Origin of the sequence: Pseudonocardia sp., assembly GCF_050246655.1 — a bacterium.
Taxonomy (GTDB): domain Bacteria; phylum Actinomycetota; class Actinomycetes; order Mycobacteriales; family Pseudonocardiaceae; genus Pseudonocardia.
In genome coordinates this window covers 1-16,417 of record NZ_JBFWVQ010000121.1, presented here as the reverse complement: position 1 = coordinate 16,417, position 16,417 = coordinate 1, and the positions used below count along the sequence as shown (strand labels likewise).

Genomic DNA, 16,417 nt, shown 5'->3' with positions numbered 1-16,417 from the left:
ATCACTCGACGTCAGCGGGGATGATAGCGACCGATGGACGAACACACGGGGCCCCGGTCGGTGGTCGTGCTGGGTTCCACCGGGTCGGTCGGCACCCAGGCCCTCGACGTGCTCGCCGCCCACCCGGGGCGGTTCACGGTCGCGGGGCTGGCCGCGGGGGGCGGGGACGTCGAGCTGCTGGCGCGCCAGGTCCGCCGCCACGGCGTGCCGGCGGTCGCGGTGGCCGACCGGGCAGCTGCGGCGCGGCTGCGGGAGCTGGTCCCGGGCGTCGAGGTGCGCGACGGTCCGCACGCCGCCACGGAGCTGACGGCGGCGGCGGGCGCGCACACCGTGCTCAACGGGATCACCGGCTCCCGGGGCCTTCGGCCCACGCTCGCGGCCCTGGAAGCGGGTTCGGTGCTGGCCCTGGCGAACAAGGAGTCGCTGGTCGCGGGCGGCCCGCTGGTGACGGCGGCCGCGGCGCCGGGGCAGATCGTGCCGGTCGACTCCGAGCACTCCGCGCTCGCGCAGTGCCTGCGCGGCGGGCGTGCGGACGAGGTCGCCCGCCTGGTGCTCACCGCCTCCGGCGGGCCGTTCCGCGGCCGCACCCGGGCCGACCTGGGCGCGGTGTCGGTGGCCGCGGCGCTCGCGCACCCGACCTGGGACATGGGCCCGGTGGTGACGATCAACTCGGCGACGCTGGTGAACAAGGGGCTGGAGCTGATCGAGGCGCACCTGCTCTTCGGCGTGCCGTACGACCGCATCGACGTGGTGGTGCACCCGCAGTCGATCGTGCACTCGATGGTCACCTTCGTGGACGGTTCCACGCTCGCCCAGGCGAGCCCCCCGGACATGCGGCTGCCGATCGCGCTGGCCCTGGCCTGGCCGGACCGGCTGGCGGCGGTCGCGCCCTCGTGCACGTGGGAGGTGCCCACCGCCTGGACGTTCGAGCCGCTGGACGACGACGCGTTCCCGGGGGTCCGGCTGGCCCGCCGCGCGGGCGAGGTGGGCGGGTGCCTGCCCGCGGTGTTCAACGCCGCGAACGAGGAGGCGGTGGCCGCCTTCGTGGCGGGGGCGCTGCCCTATACCGGGATCACGGACGTCGTCGACCGCACGCTGGACGCTTCACACGGCTGGACCGCGGACCCCGCTACCGTGGCGGACGTGCTCGCCGCCGAGGAGTGGGCGAGGGCCCACGCCCGCGCCCTCACCGGCTCCCCCCGCGGCGACGGGCCGGTGGAGACCGAGGACGGAGTCGCATGGCGTTCTGGCTGGGAGTGATCCTCTTCGCGCTGGGCATCGCGATCTCGATCGCGTTGCACGAGGCCGGTCACCTGCTCACCGCGAAGTGGTTCGGGATGCGGGTACGCCGCTACTTCATCGGGTTCGGGCCGAGGATCTTCTCGTTCCGCCGCGGCGACACCGAGTATGGGCTGAAGGCCATCCCGGCGGGCGGGTTCTGCGACATCGCGGGGATGACGGCGCTCGATCCCATCACCGCCGAGGAGGCCCCCCGCGCGTTCTTCCGCAAGCCGACGTGGCAGCGCGTCGTCGTGCTCTCTGCCGGTTCGGCCACCCACTTCATGGTCGGCATCCTGCTGCTCTACGTCCTCGCCGTGGGTTGGGGCCTGGTCGACAACTCCCGCCCCACCGCGATCGCCGCGGTCAGCTGCGCGGCCGACCAGGTCTCGCCCACGGAGTACGCGCCGTGCGGACCGGACGTCGCCTCGCCCGCGCAGGCCGCCGGGCTGCGCCCCGGGGACGAGATCGTCGCGGTCGCGGGCACGCCCACGCCCGCGTGGGCGGACGTCGTCACGGCGATCCGTGACGCCCGCGGCCCCACCCCGATCGTCGTCGAGCGGGACGGGGTGGATGTCCCGGTCACGGTCGACGTCGTCGCTGCCAAGCGGCTCACCACCACCGGCGAGACGATCGAGGTCGGCGCGATCGGGGTGTCGCAACAGCCGCCGCAGGTGGTGCACTACGGCCCGCTCACCGCGATCCCGGCGACGTTCGAGCTCACCGGCGAGATGTTCGGCCGGGTCTGGGAGGGCATCCTCGCGTTCCCGCAGAAGATCCCGGCCCTGGTCGACGCCATCGCGGGCCAGCCGCGTGACGAGAACACCCCGATCAGCGTCGTCGGTGCGTCGATCATCGGTGGGGACGCGGCCGAGCGCGGGCTCTGGGAGTTCTTCATCTTCCTGCTGGCGGCGCTGAACTTCTTCGTCGGCGTGTTCAACCTGCTCCCGCTGCTGCCGCTGGACGGCGGCCACATCATGGTCAACCTCTACGAGCGGGCCCGCGACTGGACGCGCGCGCGGCTCGGGAAGGTGCCGATGCCGCCGGTGGACTACACGCGACTGCTACCGATCACGTTCGCGCTCATCATGGTCGGTGGTGCCGTGAGCCTGCTGACCCTCACCGCGGACATCGTCAACCCGATCCGGCCGTTCGAGTAGCGGAGCCGGCCACCTCGACGGCGGCCGCGACGCCCGCGAGCTCCAGGACGCGGGCGGCGATCCCACCGGGCCGGGCGCGCAGCTCGAGCTGCACGCCGCGGTCGCGCGCCTGCGTCACGACCTCGAGCAGCACGCCGAGGCCCGCGCTCGCGAGATAGGTGATCCCGTCCAGGTCGAGCACCAGCCCGCGGGCTGTGGGCTCCGAACGCTCGGCCGCGGCCTCGAGGCGGGCGAGCAGGCGGGCGCGCAGGGTGTCGGCGGCGGGCAGATCCACCTCGCCGGTGATCTCGACCAGCAACGGCCCGCCGTCACCGCCGGTGCCCCGGTCCCACAGCCGCGCCCCGGCCGATCGCCCGGCCGGCTCGGCGGCCACCGGCAGGGGTGGTGCGTCCCCGGACCCCTTCACGCTGATCGTGAACCGGACGGTGGTGCCGTCCGGGCCGGGGGAGATCTCGACCGTGGTGGCGAGCTGGTGCAGGATCGTCACGCCGCGCCCGCGGAAGCCCCGGTCCGCGGGTGGCGGACGCCAGGTGCCGAAGTCGCGCACCTGCGCGTCCACGCCGCCGTCGGGCCGCAGCCGCAGCTCGTACTCGAACTCCGGTGCCGCACCGCCGGCGCCGCCGCCGGGATAGGCGTGCTCGACGGCGTTCGCGCTGGCCTCGCCGAGGGCGAGCTGCAGGTCGTCCAGGGTGTTCGCGTCGAGCGCCGCCGCGTGGGCCCACGCGGCGACCGACCGGCGGATCACGCCGAGGCTCGCGGGCCACGCGGGATGCCGCTCCCGCAGCGGCGCGGGCAGGAGCCGGGCGGCGACCACGGCGACGTCGTCGCTGGTGTGCCGATCCTGGCCGGACGCGGCGAGCAGGCGGTCCACCAGCGCGGACACGCCGATGCCGTGCGCCTGCGCGGCGGCGTCGACCAACCTGCGCAACCCCTCGTCGAGGATCTCGCCGCGGCGTTCGACGAGCCCGTCGGTGTAGAGCACGACCGACGCCCCGGGCGTCACCGGAGCCCTGGCCTCCGCGTACGGGGGCCGACCGGACACGCCGAGCACGGTGCCGCCACCGTCGTCGAGCAGCCGGGCCCCGGCGGTGTCGACGAGCAGCACGGGCAGGTGTCCGGCGCGGGCCCACCGCAGCTCACCGTTTCCCCAGTCCAGGATGAGGCAGGCGCAGGTGCTGCCGCGGGCCCCCGGAACGCGGCGCGCGAACGCGTCGAGCAGCTCCAGCGCCTCGGCGGGCGCGTGGCCTTCCAGCAGGTAGGCGGCCAGCGCACTGCGCAGCTGCCCCATGACGGCGGCGGCGCCGGGGCCCTGCCCGACGACGTCGCCGACCACCAGGGCCGCACACTCGTCGGCGAGCGGCAGCAGGTCGTACCAGTCGCCGCCGGTCTGCGAGCCGGCCGCGCCCGGAAGGTAACGCGCGGCGCTGCCGAGCCGGTCCAGCTCCGGCAGCTCCGGGGGGAGCAGGCTGCGCTGCAGCACGTCGGCGACCTCGTGCTCGGCCTGGTGCAGGCGCGCCCGGTCCAGGGCCTGGGCGCACTGGGCGAGGATCGTGAGGAGGGTGGCGCGTTCGTCGGCGCCGAACGCGGGGGGATCGGCGAACGCCATCCCGAGCGCGCCGATCGTGCTGCCCCCCAGCCGCAGCGGCAGGACCACCTGCACGGGCAGGTCCGCGCCCACGGTGCTGAGCCTGCCCGGCGGCCACCCGGGCAGCCCGGAGCCGGTGTCGGGCCAGACGGCCTCGCCCGAGCGGACGGAGTGGGCGATCGGGTGCGCCGCGAGCAGGTCGAGCCGGTTGTCGGGGTGGGTGGGGCCGCCGCGCCGGGCCAGCAGCTCGAGCTGGTCCCCGGTGCGGAGCACGACGACCGCGTCGACCGCGCCGAGCCCGGCGGCACGGTCGAGGATCACCTCGATGACCTCGGCAGGGGTCGTCGCGCCCGACAGGGCGCTCACGGCCGCGGCGAACTCCTCGGCCGTCCGCCGCGCCGCGCTCTCCACGGCCAGCAGCGAGGCCCGCTGGTAGGCCTGCGCGCACTGATGGGCCAGCGCGACCGCGGAGATCCGGGTGCTGCGGTCCGGCTTTTGTGCGCGGGGGAACCCGACGCACACCACCCCGACGCTGCGGCCGCCCGCGACCAGCGGCAGCGCGGCCAGGCTGCGGTAGCCGTACTCGGCGGCGGCTGCGCGGCCCGGAGCGCGACCCGGCCACGACGACGTGTCGGGCACCCAGACGGCCGAACCGCGCAGGATCGCCTCGGTGGTGATGAGACCCGCCGTCAGCGGAAGCGACCGCCAGTCCCCGTCGACCGCGGCGGACCAGCCCCGCATCGTCACCGCCTCCAGGGAGTCCGGCTGCAGCTCCCACAACCCGACCGCGGGCGCGCCGAGCAGCGCCCGGAACTGCGCGACGGCGACCTCGGCGACCTGCTGCCGCGTGGCCGCCGCGGACAGCGCCGCCGTGGCCCGCTGCAGCAGCGTCATGCGCCGGTTGGTCTCCTGCTCGCGCTCGTAGAGCTGCGCGTTGTCCAGGGCGGTCGCGGCCCGGCGGCCGATCTCCACGAGCAACGCGAGGTCCCCGGAGTCGGGCTCGGGAGCGGGACGCTCGCGGAAGACCGCGAGCACCCCGACGGTGCGGCCGCGGGTGGTGAGCGGCACGAACGCCATGTCGTCCAAGGCGAGGCGGCGGCGCAGCTCCCGCTGGGTCGCGTCCGGGATCCAGGCGGCCAGGTAGTCCTCGTCGACGGTGATATGCACGGCCTCGCCGGTCTCCAGGACCGTCCGCACGGTCTCCCAGTCCGGCTCGATCCGCGCGACCAGCCGGTCCGTGGCGACGTCGGGGGTGGCCGCGGCGACCACCCTCGGTTGCGGGTCGACGACGAGCAGCCGGGCGACGTTGGCGATCCGTTCGGCGACGAGCGTGCGGACGAGCGCGTCGCGGCGGCCCGTGAGCCGCGTCTCGCGATCCAGCGCCGCGCCCACGGCAGCGAGGACCCGTTCCCGTTCGCGTTCCCGGTACCGGGTGTCGATGTCCAGGCAGCCGCCGACATAGCCCGACGGCGCCACGGGGGCGCCGCGGTCCAGCACCCACCGGTAGCGCCCGTCCGCCGCGCGCAGCCGGTACTCGACCTCGAACCCGCGCCCCACCCGCTCTGCGCGGACCTGCTCGTAGCGGGCCCGGTCGTCGGGATGGATACGGTCGCGCCAGCCCTGCCCGAGGTCGGTGTCGGTCTCCGTCGCACCGACGAACTGACTCCACGCCCGGTTGACGAAGATCCGGTTCTGGCCGGGCCCCTCCGCCCACACGAGGGCCGGGGTGGCGTCGGCGAGCGTGCGGAACTCGCGTTCCGCGTCGTTGCGGGCCCGGCCGAGCCGGACGTGCCCGTCCACGCGGGCGAGCAGCTCGGCGGCGGCGAAGGGCTTCACGAGGTAGTCGTCCGCGCCGGCGGCGAGACCCTCGACGGCCGCCTCCTGCCCGGCGCGCGCCGACAACAGCAGAACGGGCACGCGGGCGGTACGGGGGTCGGTGCGCAGGGCGGCGACCAGCTGCGTCCCGTCCAGCCCGGGCATCATCACGTCCGAGATCACGAGGTCCGGCGGGTCGTCGAGGGCGGCGGCGAAGGCGGCCGTGCCGTCTGCCGCGAGCCGGACCTGGTGGCGGGTGGCGAGCAGGCGTCGCAGGTAGTCGCGCATGTCCGCGTTGTCGTCGGCGACGAGCACGCGGGCCGGGGACGGCCCGCCCGGTCCGCCCGCCGCCTGGGGTCCCGTCGCCGCGGCCTCCGGCGGGCTCTCGGGCGGCAGCCACCGCAGCGCCTCGGCGACGAACGGCTGCGCGGCTGCTGAGACCCCGGACACACTGGACACCCCGGACGCCCCGGGCACACCCGACATGTCCGGTCTCGCCTCGGTGCCGCTGATCTGGTCGGCGGGCAGGTGGTCGGTGCCCATCGGCACCGTCACGGTGAACGTCGTTCCCGCCCCCTCGGTGCTCGTGACCGAGACGCTGCCGCCGTGCAGGCCGACCAGCTCGCGCACCATCGCGAGCCCGATCCCGCTGCCCTCCCCGGAGCGGCTGCGCACCCGCGGGATCCGGTGGAACCGCTCGAACAGGTGCGGCAGCTCGTCGGTGGGGATGCCGGTCCCGGTGTCGGTGACGGTGAGGACCGCGGCCCGTCCCTCCTCCCGCATGGTGACGGCGATGCCGCCCTCGAAGGTGAACTTCAGGGCGTTGGACAGCAGGTTGAGCACGACCTTCTCCCACATGTCCCGGTCGACGTGGACCGGTTCTGTGGGCGCGGTGGCGTCCACGGTGAAGGTGAGTCCGGCGCGCTCGATCGCCGAGCGGAACACGCTGGCCAGCTCCGCGGTGAGCGCCGGGAGGTCCACGGGCTCGAAGCGGGCGTGCATCCGGCCGGCCTGCAGGCGCGAGAAGTCCAGCAGGGTGTTGACGAGCTTCGCCAGCCGGTGCGCGTTGCGGTACGCGGCGTCGACCTCGGTACGGATCTGTTCGTCCGCGGCCACGGCGGGCGCGGTCCGCAGCTCCCCGAGCGGGCCCATGATCAACGTCAGGGGGGTGCGGAACTCGTGGCTGATCCCGGTGAAGAACTCGGTCTTGGCGCGGTCGAGCTCCGCGAGGGACTCGGCGCGGCGCCGCTCGGCCTCGTACGCGCCCGCGGCGGTCAGGCCCCCCTCGATCTGGTGGGCGAGCAGCTCGACGAATCCCCGGTAGCGCGCGTCGAAGTCCCGGAACGGGTTGAGCCCGGCGATCACGAAGCCCGACGGTCCGTCGCCTGCGCCGCTCAGCGGCACCACGACCGCCGCCCGGGGCGGATCGGCCCACGCCCCGGCGGGGATCGTCGCGAAGCGCTCCGCCAGGTCCTCGACGAGCACCGTCTGCCCGGAGCGGAGCGCCTCGACCGGCCACGCGGCGTCCTCGTCCGGCCCGGCGCTCAGCACGTCGGGAGCGACGGGGTCGCCGGGTCGGGCACCGGTCACGGCGGCCAGCCGCGCGGTGCGCGGCTCCTGGCCGTCCCCGGTCTCGTCGAACAGGTAGACGAGCGTGAACGGCAGGTCCCGCGGGTTGTCCGCCAGCCGTTGCGCGGTGGCGGCCAGCACCTCGCGCGCGGTGCGGCTGCCGCCGACCTCCGTCGCGAGCACGCGCAGGGTGGCCATCCGCCGCTCCGACAGGACGCGGTCGGTCACCTCGGTGACCACGCAGAGCATGCCCGCCGGCACGCCCGCGTCGTCGGAGAGCGGGCTGTAGGAGAACGTGTGGTAGGTCTCCTCGGGGTAGCCGCTGCGCTCCAGGAACAGCAGCAGGTCCTCGTCCCAGGTGGCGACGCCGGTCTCCAGCACCGACGCGATGCGCGGCCCGGCCTCGTCCCACACCTCCGACCACACCTGGCTCGCGGGCCTGCCCAGGGCCCACGGATGCTTGCTGCGCAGCGTGTCGCGCCAGTAGGCGTCGTTGTAGAGCATCGTGAGCTCGGGGCCCCACGCCATCCACATCGCGAACCGCGACGTGAGCAGGATGCGGACCGCGCTTCGCAGGGCAGACGGCCACGTCGCGGGAGGCCCGAGCGGGTTCGCCGCCCAGTCCAGCCCGGCCATCACCTGGCCGGTCTCTCCGCCACCCGCGAAGAGCGGGTCCGGCTCGGCGGCGCCGCTCCGACCCACGGCCCCTCCGCACGCTGTGACGTCCGTGTCGTCCGACGGAACGGATCCTCACCGCGGCGCGGGCGCACCGCAACCCGAGACCGCCGGAAGCCGCCAGGCCCACGGCCGGGCGGACTCCAGCTGTGCCGCCAGGCGCAGCAGTGCCGCCTCGTCGCCGTGGCGCCCCAGCACGTGCACGCCGACCGGGAGGCCGTCGCCGTTCCACCACAGGGGCACCGACATCGCGGGGTTGCCGGTGATGTTCGCGACCACCGCCGGGTAGGCGACGGTCCGCCCGCCGCGGCGGACCGGGCGCAGCGGGTCGTCCGGGGTGGACGTCATCTCCCCGATCCTCGGCGGCGGCTCGGACATCGTCGGGGTGAGCCAGGCGTCGAAACCGGAGGGGGACAGGAACCCGGCGACGCCGCGGGCGAAGCGCTGCAGCTCCTCGATGGCAAGGAGGTAGTCCGCGGCGCCGACCCGCCGTCCGGACTCCAGGTAGGCGCGGGTGACCGGCTCCAGCTCACCGGGGCCGGGCGGGCGTCCGAGCCGCCGCGTCCAGTAGCCGATGATCCAGGCGGTCGCGGCGTCGAACACCGTCCCGATGGCGCGGCCGATCCCGTCGATGCCCGGGAGATCGGCCTCGACGAGCTCGTGGCCGAGTCCGGTCAGCAGCGCGACCGCGTCGGTCAGCGCGGCGACGCAGTCCGGGTGGCCGGTCCCTCCGCCCGGGGTCCGCGCGGTCCAGGCGATCCGCAGCCGGCCGGGATCGGCGCCGACCTCGGCGGCGAACGGGCGCGGCTGCGGCGGTGCGGGATAGGGGTCGCCGGGCATGGCGCCGGACGTCGCGTCCAGCAGGGCGGCGCTGTCGCGGACCGAGACGGTCAGCGCGTGCTCCACGGCCCAGCCGCCGACGGCGTCGCCGTACTCGGGCCCGAGGGGGATCCGGGCCCGCGTCGGCTTGAGGCCGAACAGCCCGCAGGCCGACGCCGGGAAGCGCAGCGAGCCGCCGAGGTCGTTGCCGTGCGCCATGGGCACCATCCCGGAGGCCACCGCGGCGGCGGACCCGCCGCTGGACCCGCTGGTCGAGCGCTGCGGGTCCCACGGGTTGCGGGTCGGGCCGTGCAGCACCGGCTCGCAGGCGGGGACCATCCCGAACTCCGGCGCCGCCGTCCGGCCGAGGATCACGAGCCCGGCCCGCTCCAGTCGGTGCACCAGCTCGCTCGTGAACGTCGAGACCGTGCCGTGGACGTAGGCGGAGCCCTCGGCGAACGGCGTCCCCTCGATCTCGGCGACCAGGTCCTTGAGCAGGAACGGCACGCCCGCGAACGGCCCGTCGGCGCGGGCGGCCGCCGCCAGCGCCCGGTCGTACAGCGGCGTGACGACGGCACCGAGCAGCGGGTTCAGCCGCTCGATCCGCTCGATCGCCCCCTCGGTCAGCTCCACCGCCGACACCTCGCCCGCCGCCACGAGCGCGGCCTGCGCGGTGGCGTCGAGCCCTGCGACCTGCTCGGCCACTCCGGTCATCGCCGTCTCCCTCCGTCCATCGGGGAGGCGCGAGGCGCCGGCTCGCGAACTGCGAGGCGCCGGCTCGCGCCTGCAGGACGACAGCCGGGAACGAGGAGGTCGACATGGCCGACATGGCCGACATGACGAGTCCGGACGCGGTCGCGGGCCGCATCGTCGAGGAGCTGGGGGTGACGCTCGCGACGGTGACCATCGCCGTGGGCGTGCGCTCCGGGCTGTGGGCGGCGCTGGCCGGGGCGGGCCCGCTGGGTCCCGACGAGCTGGCGGAACGCACCGGCGTGGCGCCCGTGCTGGCCCGCGAGTGGTGCCGCACCCAGGTTGCGGGGGGCTACCTGCAGCTGGCCGGGGACCCCGACGAGGGCGAACGGTACGTGCTGCCCGACGAGGTGGCCGCGGTGCTCGTGCACGGCCCCATCGGCGGGCTGGTGGACGCCGCGATGACCATGATGGCCGCGACCGGGCAGCGGTTCGACGAGTTCACCGCGGCGTTCGCCGCCGGACGCGGGTTCGGCTGGGCCGAGCGTGCCGACGGCCACGCCCACGGCGTGGACATGTTCACCCGGGCCGCACTCGCGCCGGGCTTCCTCGCCGCGGCCGTGCGGGCCTGCGAGCCGGGCGTGGCGGCCGCGCTGGAGGCCGGTGGGGCGCTCCTCGACGTCGGCTGCGGGTACGGCGCGCCGACGCTGACGCTCGCCGAGGAGTTCCCGGCTGCCGCGGTGACCGGCTGCGACTTCCACGACGCCTCGATCGTGGCCGCCCGCAAGGCCGCCGCCGAGGCGGGCCTCGCGCAGCGGGTGCGCTTCGAGGTGGCGACGGCGACCCAGGCCCCGTCCGTCACCGGCGGGTACGCGCTGGTGGTGTTCGTCGACTCGCTGCACGACCTGGGCGACCCGGCCGGTGCCCTGGCCCGTTCCCGCGAGCTGCTCGCCCCGGGTGGGGCCGTGCTGCTGGTCGAGCCGCGCGCCGCGGACCGCCTGGTGGACAACCTGAACCCGGTCGGCCGGATGTTCTACGCGGTGTCGACCATGTTCTGCACGCCGACCGCGGTGGCCCAGGGCGGTCCCGAGGGCGGCGCTGACCCGCTCGGCACGCTCGCCGGGCCGGCCGCGCTGACGCGGGTGGCGGCGCAGGCGGGCCTGTCGCGGGCCCGCGAGGTCCCGGTCGAGGCGCCGTTCAACCTGGTGCTGGAACTGCGTCCCTGACCTGGCCAGGATGGCGACATGACGCTGGTCGGGCGCGAGCCGGTGCTCGCCGCGGCCCGCCCGCTCGCCGAGTCCGTGCAGGCCGGGTCCGGGCGGCTGCTGCTGCTCGCCGGTGAGGCCGGGATCGGCAAGACGGCCCTGCTGCACGAGCTCGCCCGGGCCGTCCCCGGCGCGCGGGTGCTGTGGGGCACCTGCTGGGCGGGTGGCGGCGCGCCCGCCTACTGGCCCTGGACGCAGGTGCTGCGCGGGCTGGGGGACCCGGGCGGTCCCGACGGTCCCGACGGCACGGCGGCGCACCTCCTCGACTCGGGGCCTGCGGGGCCAGCGGGGACAGCGGGGCCTGTGGCGACTGCGGGGGCTGCGGCGGCCGGGAGCGGTGCCGAGGCCGCCGACGCGCGCTTTCGGATGTTCGACGCGGTGGCCCGGCGGCTCCTGGCGGCCGGCGAGCGGCTGCCGCTGGTCGTCGTCCTCGACGACCTGCAGTGGGCCGACGAGCCGTCGCTGCGGCTGCTGGAGTTCACGGCCAGCCAGCTGGCCACCAGCCCGGTGCTGCTGCTGGGCGCCTACCGCGACGACGAGGCCGGTCCGGCGGTGCGGGCGCTGGCGGGTGTCGGGCAGGTGCTGCCGTTGGGCGGGCTGGCCGCCACGGACGTCGCCGCGCTGATGGCCGACGTGGCCGGACCCGCCGCCGCGCCCCCCGACCCCCGGCTGGCCGAGCGGGTCCGGCGGGGATCGGCGGGCAACCCGTTCCTGGTCCGGGAGCTGACCCGGCTGCTGCTCGCCCAGGGTGGCTGGGACGGCATCGACGGGGCGGCGCACCTGCCGGTGCCGGACACCGTCCGGGACACCCTGGAGCGCCGGATCGCGCGTTTGTCGCAGCCGTGTGCCTCGGTGCTCGCGGTGGCCGCGCTGGCCGGGCCGGTGGTGCACACCACGCTCCTCGACGAGGTGGCCGCCCCGCCGGACGGCTGCGCGGCGATGCTCGACGAGGCCGTGCGGGCCCGGGTGCTGCAGGCCGACGCCGAGGGCAGGCACCGGTTCGTGCACGACCTGTTCCGGGAGGTCATGGTGGCGGGCCTGCCCGCGGGGCGGCGCCGGGAGCTGCACGCCGTCCTCGGCCGGGCGTTGCAGCGCAGGCGCGACGCGGGTGGCGACGTCGGGGCCGCGGAGCTGGCCGCGCACTTCCTCGCCGCGGGCAGCGCCGACACCGCCGACACCGCCGTGCGGTACGCGGTGGAGGCGGCCCGGGAGGCGACCGCCCGGCTCGGCCACGAGGAGGCCTGCCGCCACCTCACCCGGGCCCTGGACGCGCTGGACCTGCTCGACGAGCCCGGCTCGCGGCGGCGGACGGCGCTGCTGCTGGAGCTGGGGGCGGCGCGCGACCGCAGCGGGGACGACGGCGGTGCCCGGGAGGCGTTGCGCGCCGCAGCGGACCTCGCCCGCCGCGGCGCCGACCCGGCAGGGCTCGCCGGGGCGGCGATCGCCGTGCACGGGCTCGGCAGCCGCTCCGGGACCAGTCGCAGCGAGGCGGTGGAGCTGCTCCGGGAGGCGGCCGCGGCGCTGCCCGCGGACGCGGACCCGGCGCTGCGCGCCCGGGTGCTGGCGGGGTTGTCCCGCGCGCTGCGGCACGGCATGTACGGGCCGCCCGCCGCCCCCGCGCAGGCGGCCGCCGAGGAGGCGGTGGCACTCGCGCGGGAGGTCGGCGATCCGCGGGGCCTGGCGGACGCGCTGCTCGCGCTGCACGACGCGCGATGGCGGCCGGGCAGCGCGGGGCAGCGGCTGGCGGTCCTCGAGCAGATGCTCGAGGCGGCGCGACGGTCGGGCGACCGTGATCTCGTCGTGCTGGTCGAGCAGCTGCGTGCCACCGCGCTGCTGGAGCTGGGCGATCCAGCAGCGCCGGGGGAGCTCGCCGGGTACGCCGTGCACGCCGGGGAGCTCGGGCACGCCCGCGGCCGGTGGTGCGCGCTGACCCGTCGCGCCACCCTGGCGCTCATCGCCGGTCGCGCCGACGAGGCGGCCGGGCTCGCCCGCCGTGGCCTGGACCTGGGGCTCGCGATCGGCCAGCCCGACGCGGTCGGGGCGTGCGGCACCCTGAGCGCCTCGCTGGGGCTGCTGGGCCGCCCGCTTGAGGGCCTCGATCCGGGCAGCTTCGACGGGGACCCGCTGGAGCCGCTGGTCCCGATGCTGCGCGCCTGGCGGCTGGTCTGCGCCGACCGCTCCGAGGAGGCCGCCGCCGTCTTCGCCGGGTTCGCCGCCGATCTGGTGCCCGACAAGCAGGATCTGGAGATGCTCGCGATCTTCGCGGCGACCGCGTCCGTCGCCGGGTCGCCGACCCAGCGCGAGGAGGCGTACCGCAGGCTCGCGCCGCACGCCGGGACGCACGTCGTCGTCGGCGGGTGCGCGGCGTACAGCGGAGCGGTCGACCACCATCTCGGCACGCTGGCTGCTGCACTGGGCCGCCCCGGACGGGCCGCGGACCACCTGCGGGCGGCCGTCGCGATGCACGAGCGGCTGGGCGCGCCGGCCTGGGCGGCCCTGTCCCGGGACGCGCTGGAGGCCGTGACCGGTGCCGGGCCTGCCGGGCCTGCCGAGGGCAACGTGTTCCATCCCGAGGGCGCCGTCTGGGCCCTCGCCTACGGGGGTGTGCGGGCGCACGTGCCCGACGTCAAGGGCCTGCGCGACCTCGCTGCGCTGCTCGCCGTTCCCGGCCGGGAGGTGCACGTGTTCACCTTGCTCGGCCGGTCGGGCCCGGCCACCGGCGCCGACCCGGTGCTCGACGAGGCCGCCCGCCGCGCCTACCGGGCCCGCCTGGCCGATCTGGACGCTGCGATCGAGGCGGCCGCGTCCGCAGGGGAGCGGGCACGGGCCGAGGACGAGCGCGACGCGCTGGTCCGCGAGCTGAGCGCCGCCGCGGGGCTGGGCGGGCGGTCCCGCCGCCTCGGCGACGAGACCGAGCGCGCCCGCAAGACCGTCACCGCCCGGATCCGCGACGCCCTGGGACGCATCGAGCACGAGCACCCCGCGCTCGCCGCGCACCTGCGGGCGAGCGTGCGCACCGGGACGTCGTGCCGGTACGACCCGGCCGAACCGGTGCGGTGGCGGCTGCGCGGCTGACGGCGGCCGCCGGGTGCGTGGCTGCGCACGGCGAGCCGCCGGGCGGCTTCGCAGGGGCTGGACGTGCTTCCTGTGGGGCCGGGCCGGCGGTCGCCCGGAACGCGCTTCGCGGGGGTCGGGTCCGCGGTTCGCAGGGGCTGGACGCGCTTCGCAGGGGCTGCGGCGTCTGCGGGGCGTGCGCGAGGTGTGCGAGGTGGATCCGGAACCTGTGGGGGCCCGGGCCGGCGGGCGCCCGGGACGCGCTTCGCGGGGGTCGGGTCCGCGGTTCGCAGGGGCTGGACGCGCTTCGCAGGGGCTGCGGCGTCTGCGGGGCGTGCGCGAGGTGTGCGAGGTGGATCCGGAACCCGGTCCGGCTGCTGCGCGACGGTCCCGGGGCCCGACCCGGGTGCTCCGCACCACGGGCGGCGGTGCGCTGCGCCGATCGGCGGGGATACTGGAGGTCGTGACCGTCTCCCTCGGCATGCCCGTCCCACCCGCCCCGACGCTGGCCGCCCGCCGGCCGACCCGCCAGCTGCAGGTCGGCCCGGTCGGGGTCGGCTCCGAGCATCCGATCTCCGTGCAGTCGATGACGACGACGCTCACCGCCGACGTCAACGCCACCCTCCAGCAGATCGCCGAGCTCACGGCGGCGGGTTGCGACATCGTCCGGGTCGCCTGCCCGAGCCAGGACGACGCCGACGCGCTGCCCGCGATCGCCCACAAGAGCCAGATCCCGGTGATCGCCGACATCCACTTCCAGCCCAAGTACGTCTTCGCCGCCATCGACGCGGGCTGCGCGGCCGTCCGGGTCAATCCGGGCAACATCCGCAAGTTCGACGACCAGGTCAAGGAGATCGCGGCCGCGGCCAAGGACCGGGGGACCCCGATCCGGATCGGCGTGAACGCGGGCTCGCTGGACAAGCGGCTGCTCGCCAAGCACGGCAAGGCCACCCCGGAGGCGCTGGTCGAGTCGGCGCTGTGGGAGGCGAGCCTGTTCGCCGAGCACGGCTTCCACGACGTGAAGATCTCGGTCAAACACCACGACCCCGTCGTCATGGTGCGGGCGTACGAGCTGCTCGCGCAGTCCTGCGACTACCCGCTGCACCTCGGCGTCACCGAGGCCGGTCCCGCCTTCCAGGGGACGATCAAGTCGGCCGTCGCGTTCGGGGCCCTGCTGAGCAGGGGCATCGGGGACACGATCCGGGTGTCGCTGTCCGCGCCGCCGGTCGAGGAGGTCAAGGTCGGCAACCAGATCCTGCAGTCGCTCAACCTGCGACCCCGCAAGCTGGAGATCGTCTCCTGCCCGTCCTGCGGGCGGGCGCAGGTCGATGTCTACCGGCTCGCGAACGAGGTCACCGCGGGCCTCACGGGCATGGAGGTGCCCCTGCGGGTCGCCGTCATGGGCTGCGTCGTCAACGGCCCGGGGGAGGCCCGCGAGGCCGATCTCGGGGTGGCGTCCGGCAACGGTAAGGGGCAGATCTTCGTGCGCGGCGAGGTGATCAAGACCGTGCCCGAGCACGCCATCGTCGAGACGCTCATCGAGGAGGCGATGAAGATCGCCGAGACGATGGAGGCTTCCGGCGAACCGGAGGTGACGGTCGGCTGACCCGTATGGCACCTTTGTCAGGTGCTGAGGGTCGGTGGCGCCCGGTTGCTCGACGACCGGGACCGGCGGGGCGTGCGCTCCATCCTGGAGGCCGACCCCGTCGCGGCCTGCATGGTCGCCGCGCGGGTGGAGGTCGCGGGCCTGGATCCCTGGCGGCTGGGCGGGGAGCTGTGGGCCGTCGGCGCCAGGCTGGACGGGCTGTGCTTCTCCGGTGCCAACCTCGTGCCGCTGCGCGGTGAGCGCTCCGCCCTGCGCTGTTTCGCCGACCGCGCGCGCCGGCACGGGCGCACCTGCTCCTCGGTGGTCGGCCGCGCCGAGCTGGTCCTGCCGATGTGGGAGCAGCTCGCCGAGCACTGGGCCCCCGCCCGCGAGGTGCGCGCGGACCAGCCGCTGATGGTGCTCGCCGGCCCGCCCGCGGTGGCGCCGGACCCGTGGGTGCGCCAGGTGCGCATCGACGAGCTGGACCGCTACCTGCCCGCGGCCGTCGCGATGTTCACCGAGGAGGTCGGGGTCGACCCCCGGGCCGGGGACGGTGGCGCGGGCTACCGGGCGCGGGTCGCCGAGCTGGTCGCGGCGGGCCGCGCGTTCGCCCGGTTCGAGGACGGCCAGGTGGTGTTCAAGGCCGAGATCGGCGCGCTGTCCGCGCAGGTCGGCCAGATCCAGGGGGTGTGGGTGCACCCCGCCCGGCGCGGCGAGGGCCTCGGCACGATCGGCACCGCGGCGCTGGTGGAGCCGCTCGCCCGGATGGGGCGCATCGCGAGCCTGTACGTCAATGCGTTCAACCATCCCGCCCGCGCCGCGTATGCGAAGGTCGGGTTCACCCAGATCGCGAGCTTCGCGACCATCCTGTTCTGATCCGGCGCGGGGGCCCGTCGGCCGCAGTTTCGAACGACGGTCCTCG

8 protein-coding genes are annotated in these 16,417 nt (G+C 76.0%); 6 read left to right on the top strand and 2 right to left on the bottom strand.

Annotation, left to right across the window (positions count from 1 at the left end; all coding sequences use genetic code 11):
- Nucleotides 1-33: 33 nt before the first annotated feature.
- Entirely contained in the window at nt 34-1,260 is a 1,227-nt protein-coding gene (gene dxr, locus AB7J25_RS26035) for a 1-deoxy-D-xylulose-5-phosphate reductoisomerase (protein ID WP_428513150.1), read from the top strand.
- Nucleotides 1,239-2,438, top strand: a complete 1,200-nt coding sequence (locus AB7J25_RS26030; protein WP_428513148.1) for a M50 family metallopeptidase — start codon at nt 1,239-1,241, stop codon at nt 2,436-2,438. The genes dxr and AB7J25_RS26030 overlap by 22 nt, the downstream gene beginning before the upstream one ends.
- Here the strand turns inward: AB7J25_RS26030 and AB7J25_RS26025 are convergent.
- Together AB7J25_RS26025 and AB7J25_RS26020 are read right to left on the bottom strand one after the other, a co-directional pair.
- Nucleotides 2,413-8,109 carry a GAF domain-containing protein gene (locus tag AB7J25_RS26025; RefSeq protein ID WP_428513146.1) on the bottom strand — a complete coding sequence of 1,899 codons (5,697 nt, stop codon included), beginning with the start codon at nt 8,107-8,109 and terminating at the stop codon, nt 2,413-2,415. The genes AB7J25_RS26030 and AB7J25_RS26025 overlap by 26 nt on opposite strands.
- Nucleotides 8,110-8,157: 48 nt before the next feature.
- Entirely contained in the window at nt 8,158-9,615 is a 1,458-nt protein-coding gene (locus AB7J25_RS26020) for an amidase (RefSeq protein ID WP_428513144.1), read from the bottom strand.
- A 104-nt stretch (nt 9,616-9,719) separates the two neighbouring features.
- On the opposite strand from AB7J25_RS26020, the gene AB7J25_RS26015 reads away from it, so the two are divergent.
- From AB7J25_RS26015 to AB7J25_RS26000, 4 genes are all read left to right on the top strand, one after another.
- On the top strand, nt 9,720-10,817 hold the full coding sequence (locus AB7J25_RS26015; protein WP_428513142.1) for a class I SAM-dependent methyltransferase: 1,098 nt from the start codon (nt 9,720-9,722) through the stop codon (nt 10,815-10,817).
- 18 nt (nt 10,818-10,835) lie between these two features.
- Nucleotides 10,836-13,931 carry an ATP-binding protein gene (locus tag AB7J25_RS26010; protein WP_428513140.1) on the top strand — a complete coding sequence of 1,032 codons (3,096 nt, stop codon included), beginning with the start codon at nt 10,836-10,838 and terminating at the stop codon, nt 13,929-13,931.
- A 442-nt stretch (nt 13,932-14,373) separates the two neighbouring features.
- Nucleotides 14,374-15,516: a flavodoxin-dependent (E)-4-hydroxy-3-methylbut-2-enyl-diphosphate synthase gene (gene ispG, locus AB7J25_RS26005; RefSeq protein ID WP_428513138.1), complete on the top strand. Its 1,143-nt coding sequence runs from the start codon at nt 14,374-14,376 to the stop codon at nt 15,514-15,516.
- Nucleotides 15,517-15,537: 21 nt separating this feature from the next.
- Nucleotides 15,538-16,371: a GNAT family N-acetyltransferase gene (locus AB7J25_RS26000; protein ID WP_428513136.1), complete on the top strand. Its 834-nt coding sequence runs from the start codon at nt 15,538-15,540 to the stop codon at nt 16,369-16,371.
- Nucleotides 16,372-16,417 lie beyond the last annotated feature (46 nt).

Excerpts from the sequence above, each read along its gene's own strand:
- dxr (WP_428513150.1), top strand. The coding sequence starts at position 34 with ATGGACGAACACACGGGGCCCCGGTCGGTGGTCGTGCTGGGTTCCACC.
- AB7J25_RS26030 (WP_428513148.1), top strand. The coding sequence starts at position 1,239 with ATGGCGTTCTGGCTGGGAGTGATCCTCTTCGCGCTGGGCATCGCGATC.
- AB7J25_RS26020 (WP_428513144.1), bottom strand. The coding sequence starts at position 9,615 with ATGACCGGAGTGGCCGAGCAGGTCGCAGGGCTCGACGCCACCGCGCAG.
- AB7J25_RS26015 (WP_428513142.1), top strand. The coding sequence starts at position 9,720 with ATGGCCGACATGGCCGACATGACGAGTCCGGACGCGGTCGCGGGCCGC.
- AB7J25_RS26010 (WP_428513140.1), top strand. The coding sequence starts at position 10,836 with ATGACGCTGGTCGGGCGCGAGCCGGTGCTCGCCGCGGCCCGCCCGCTC.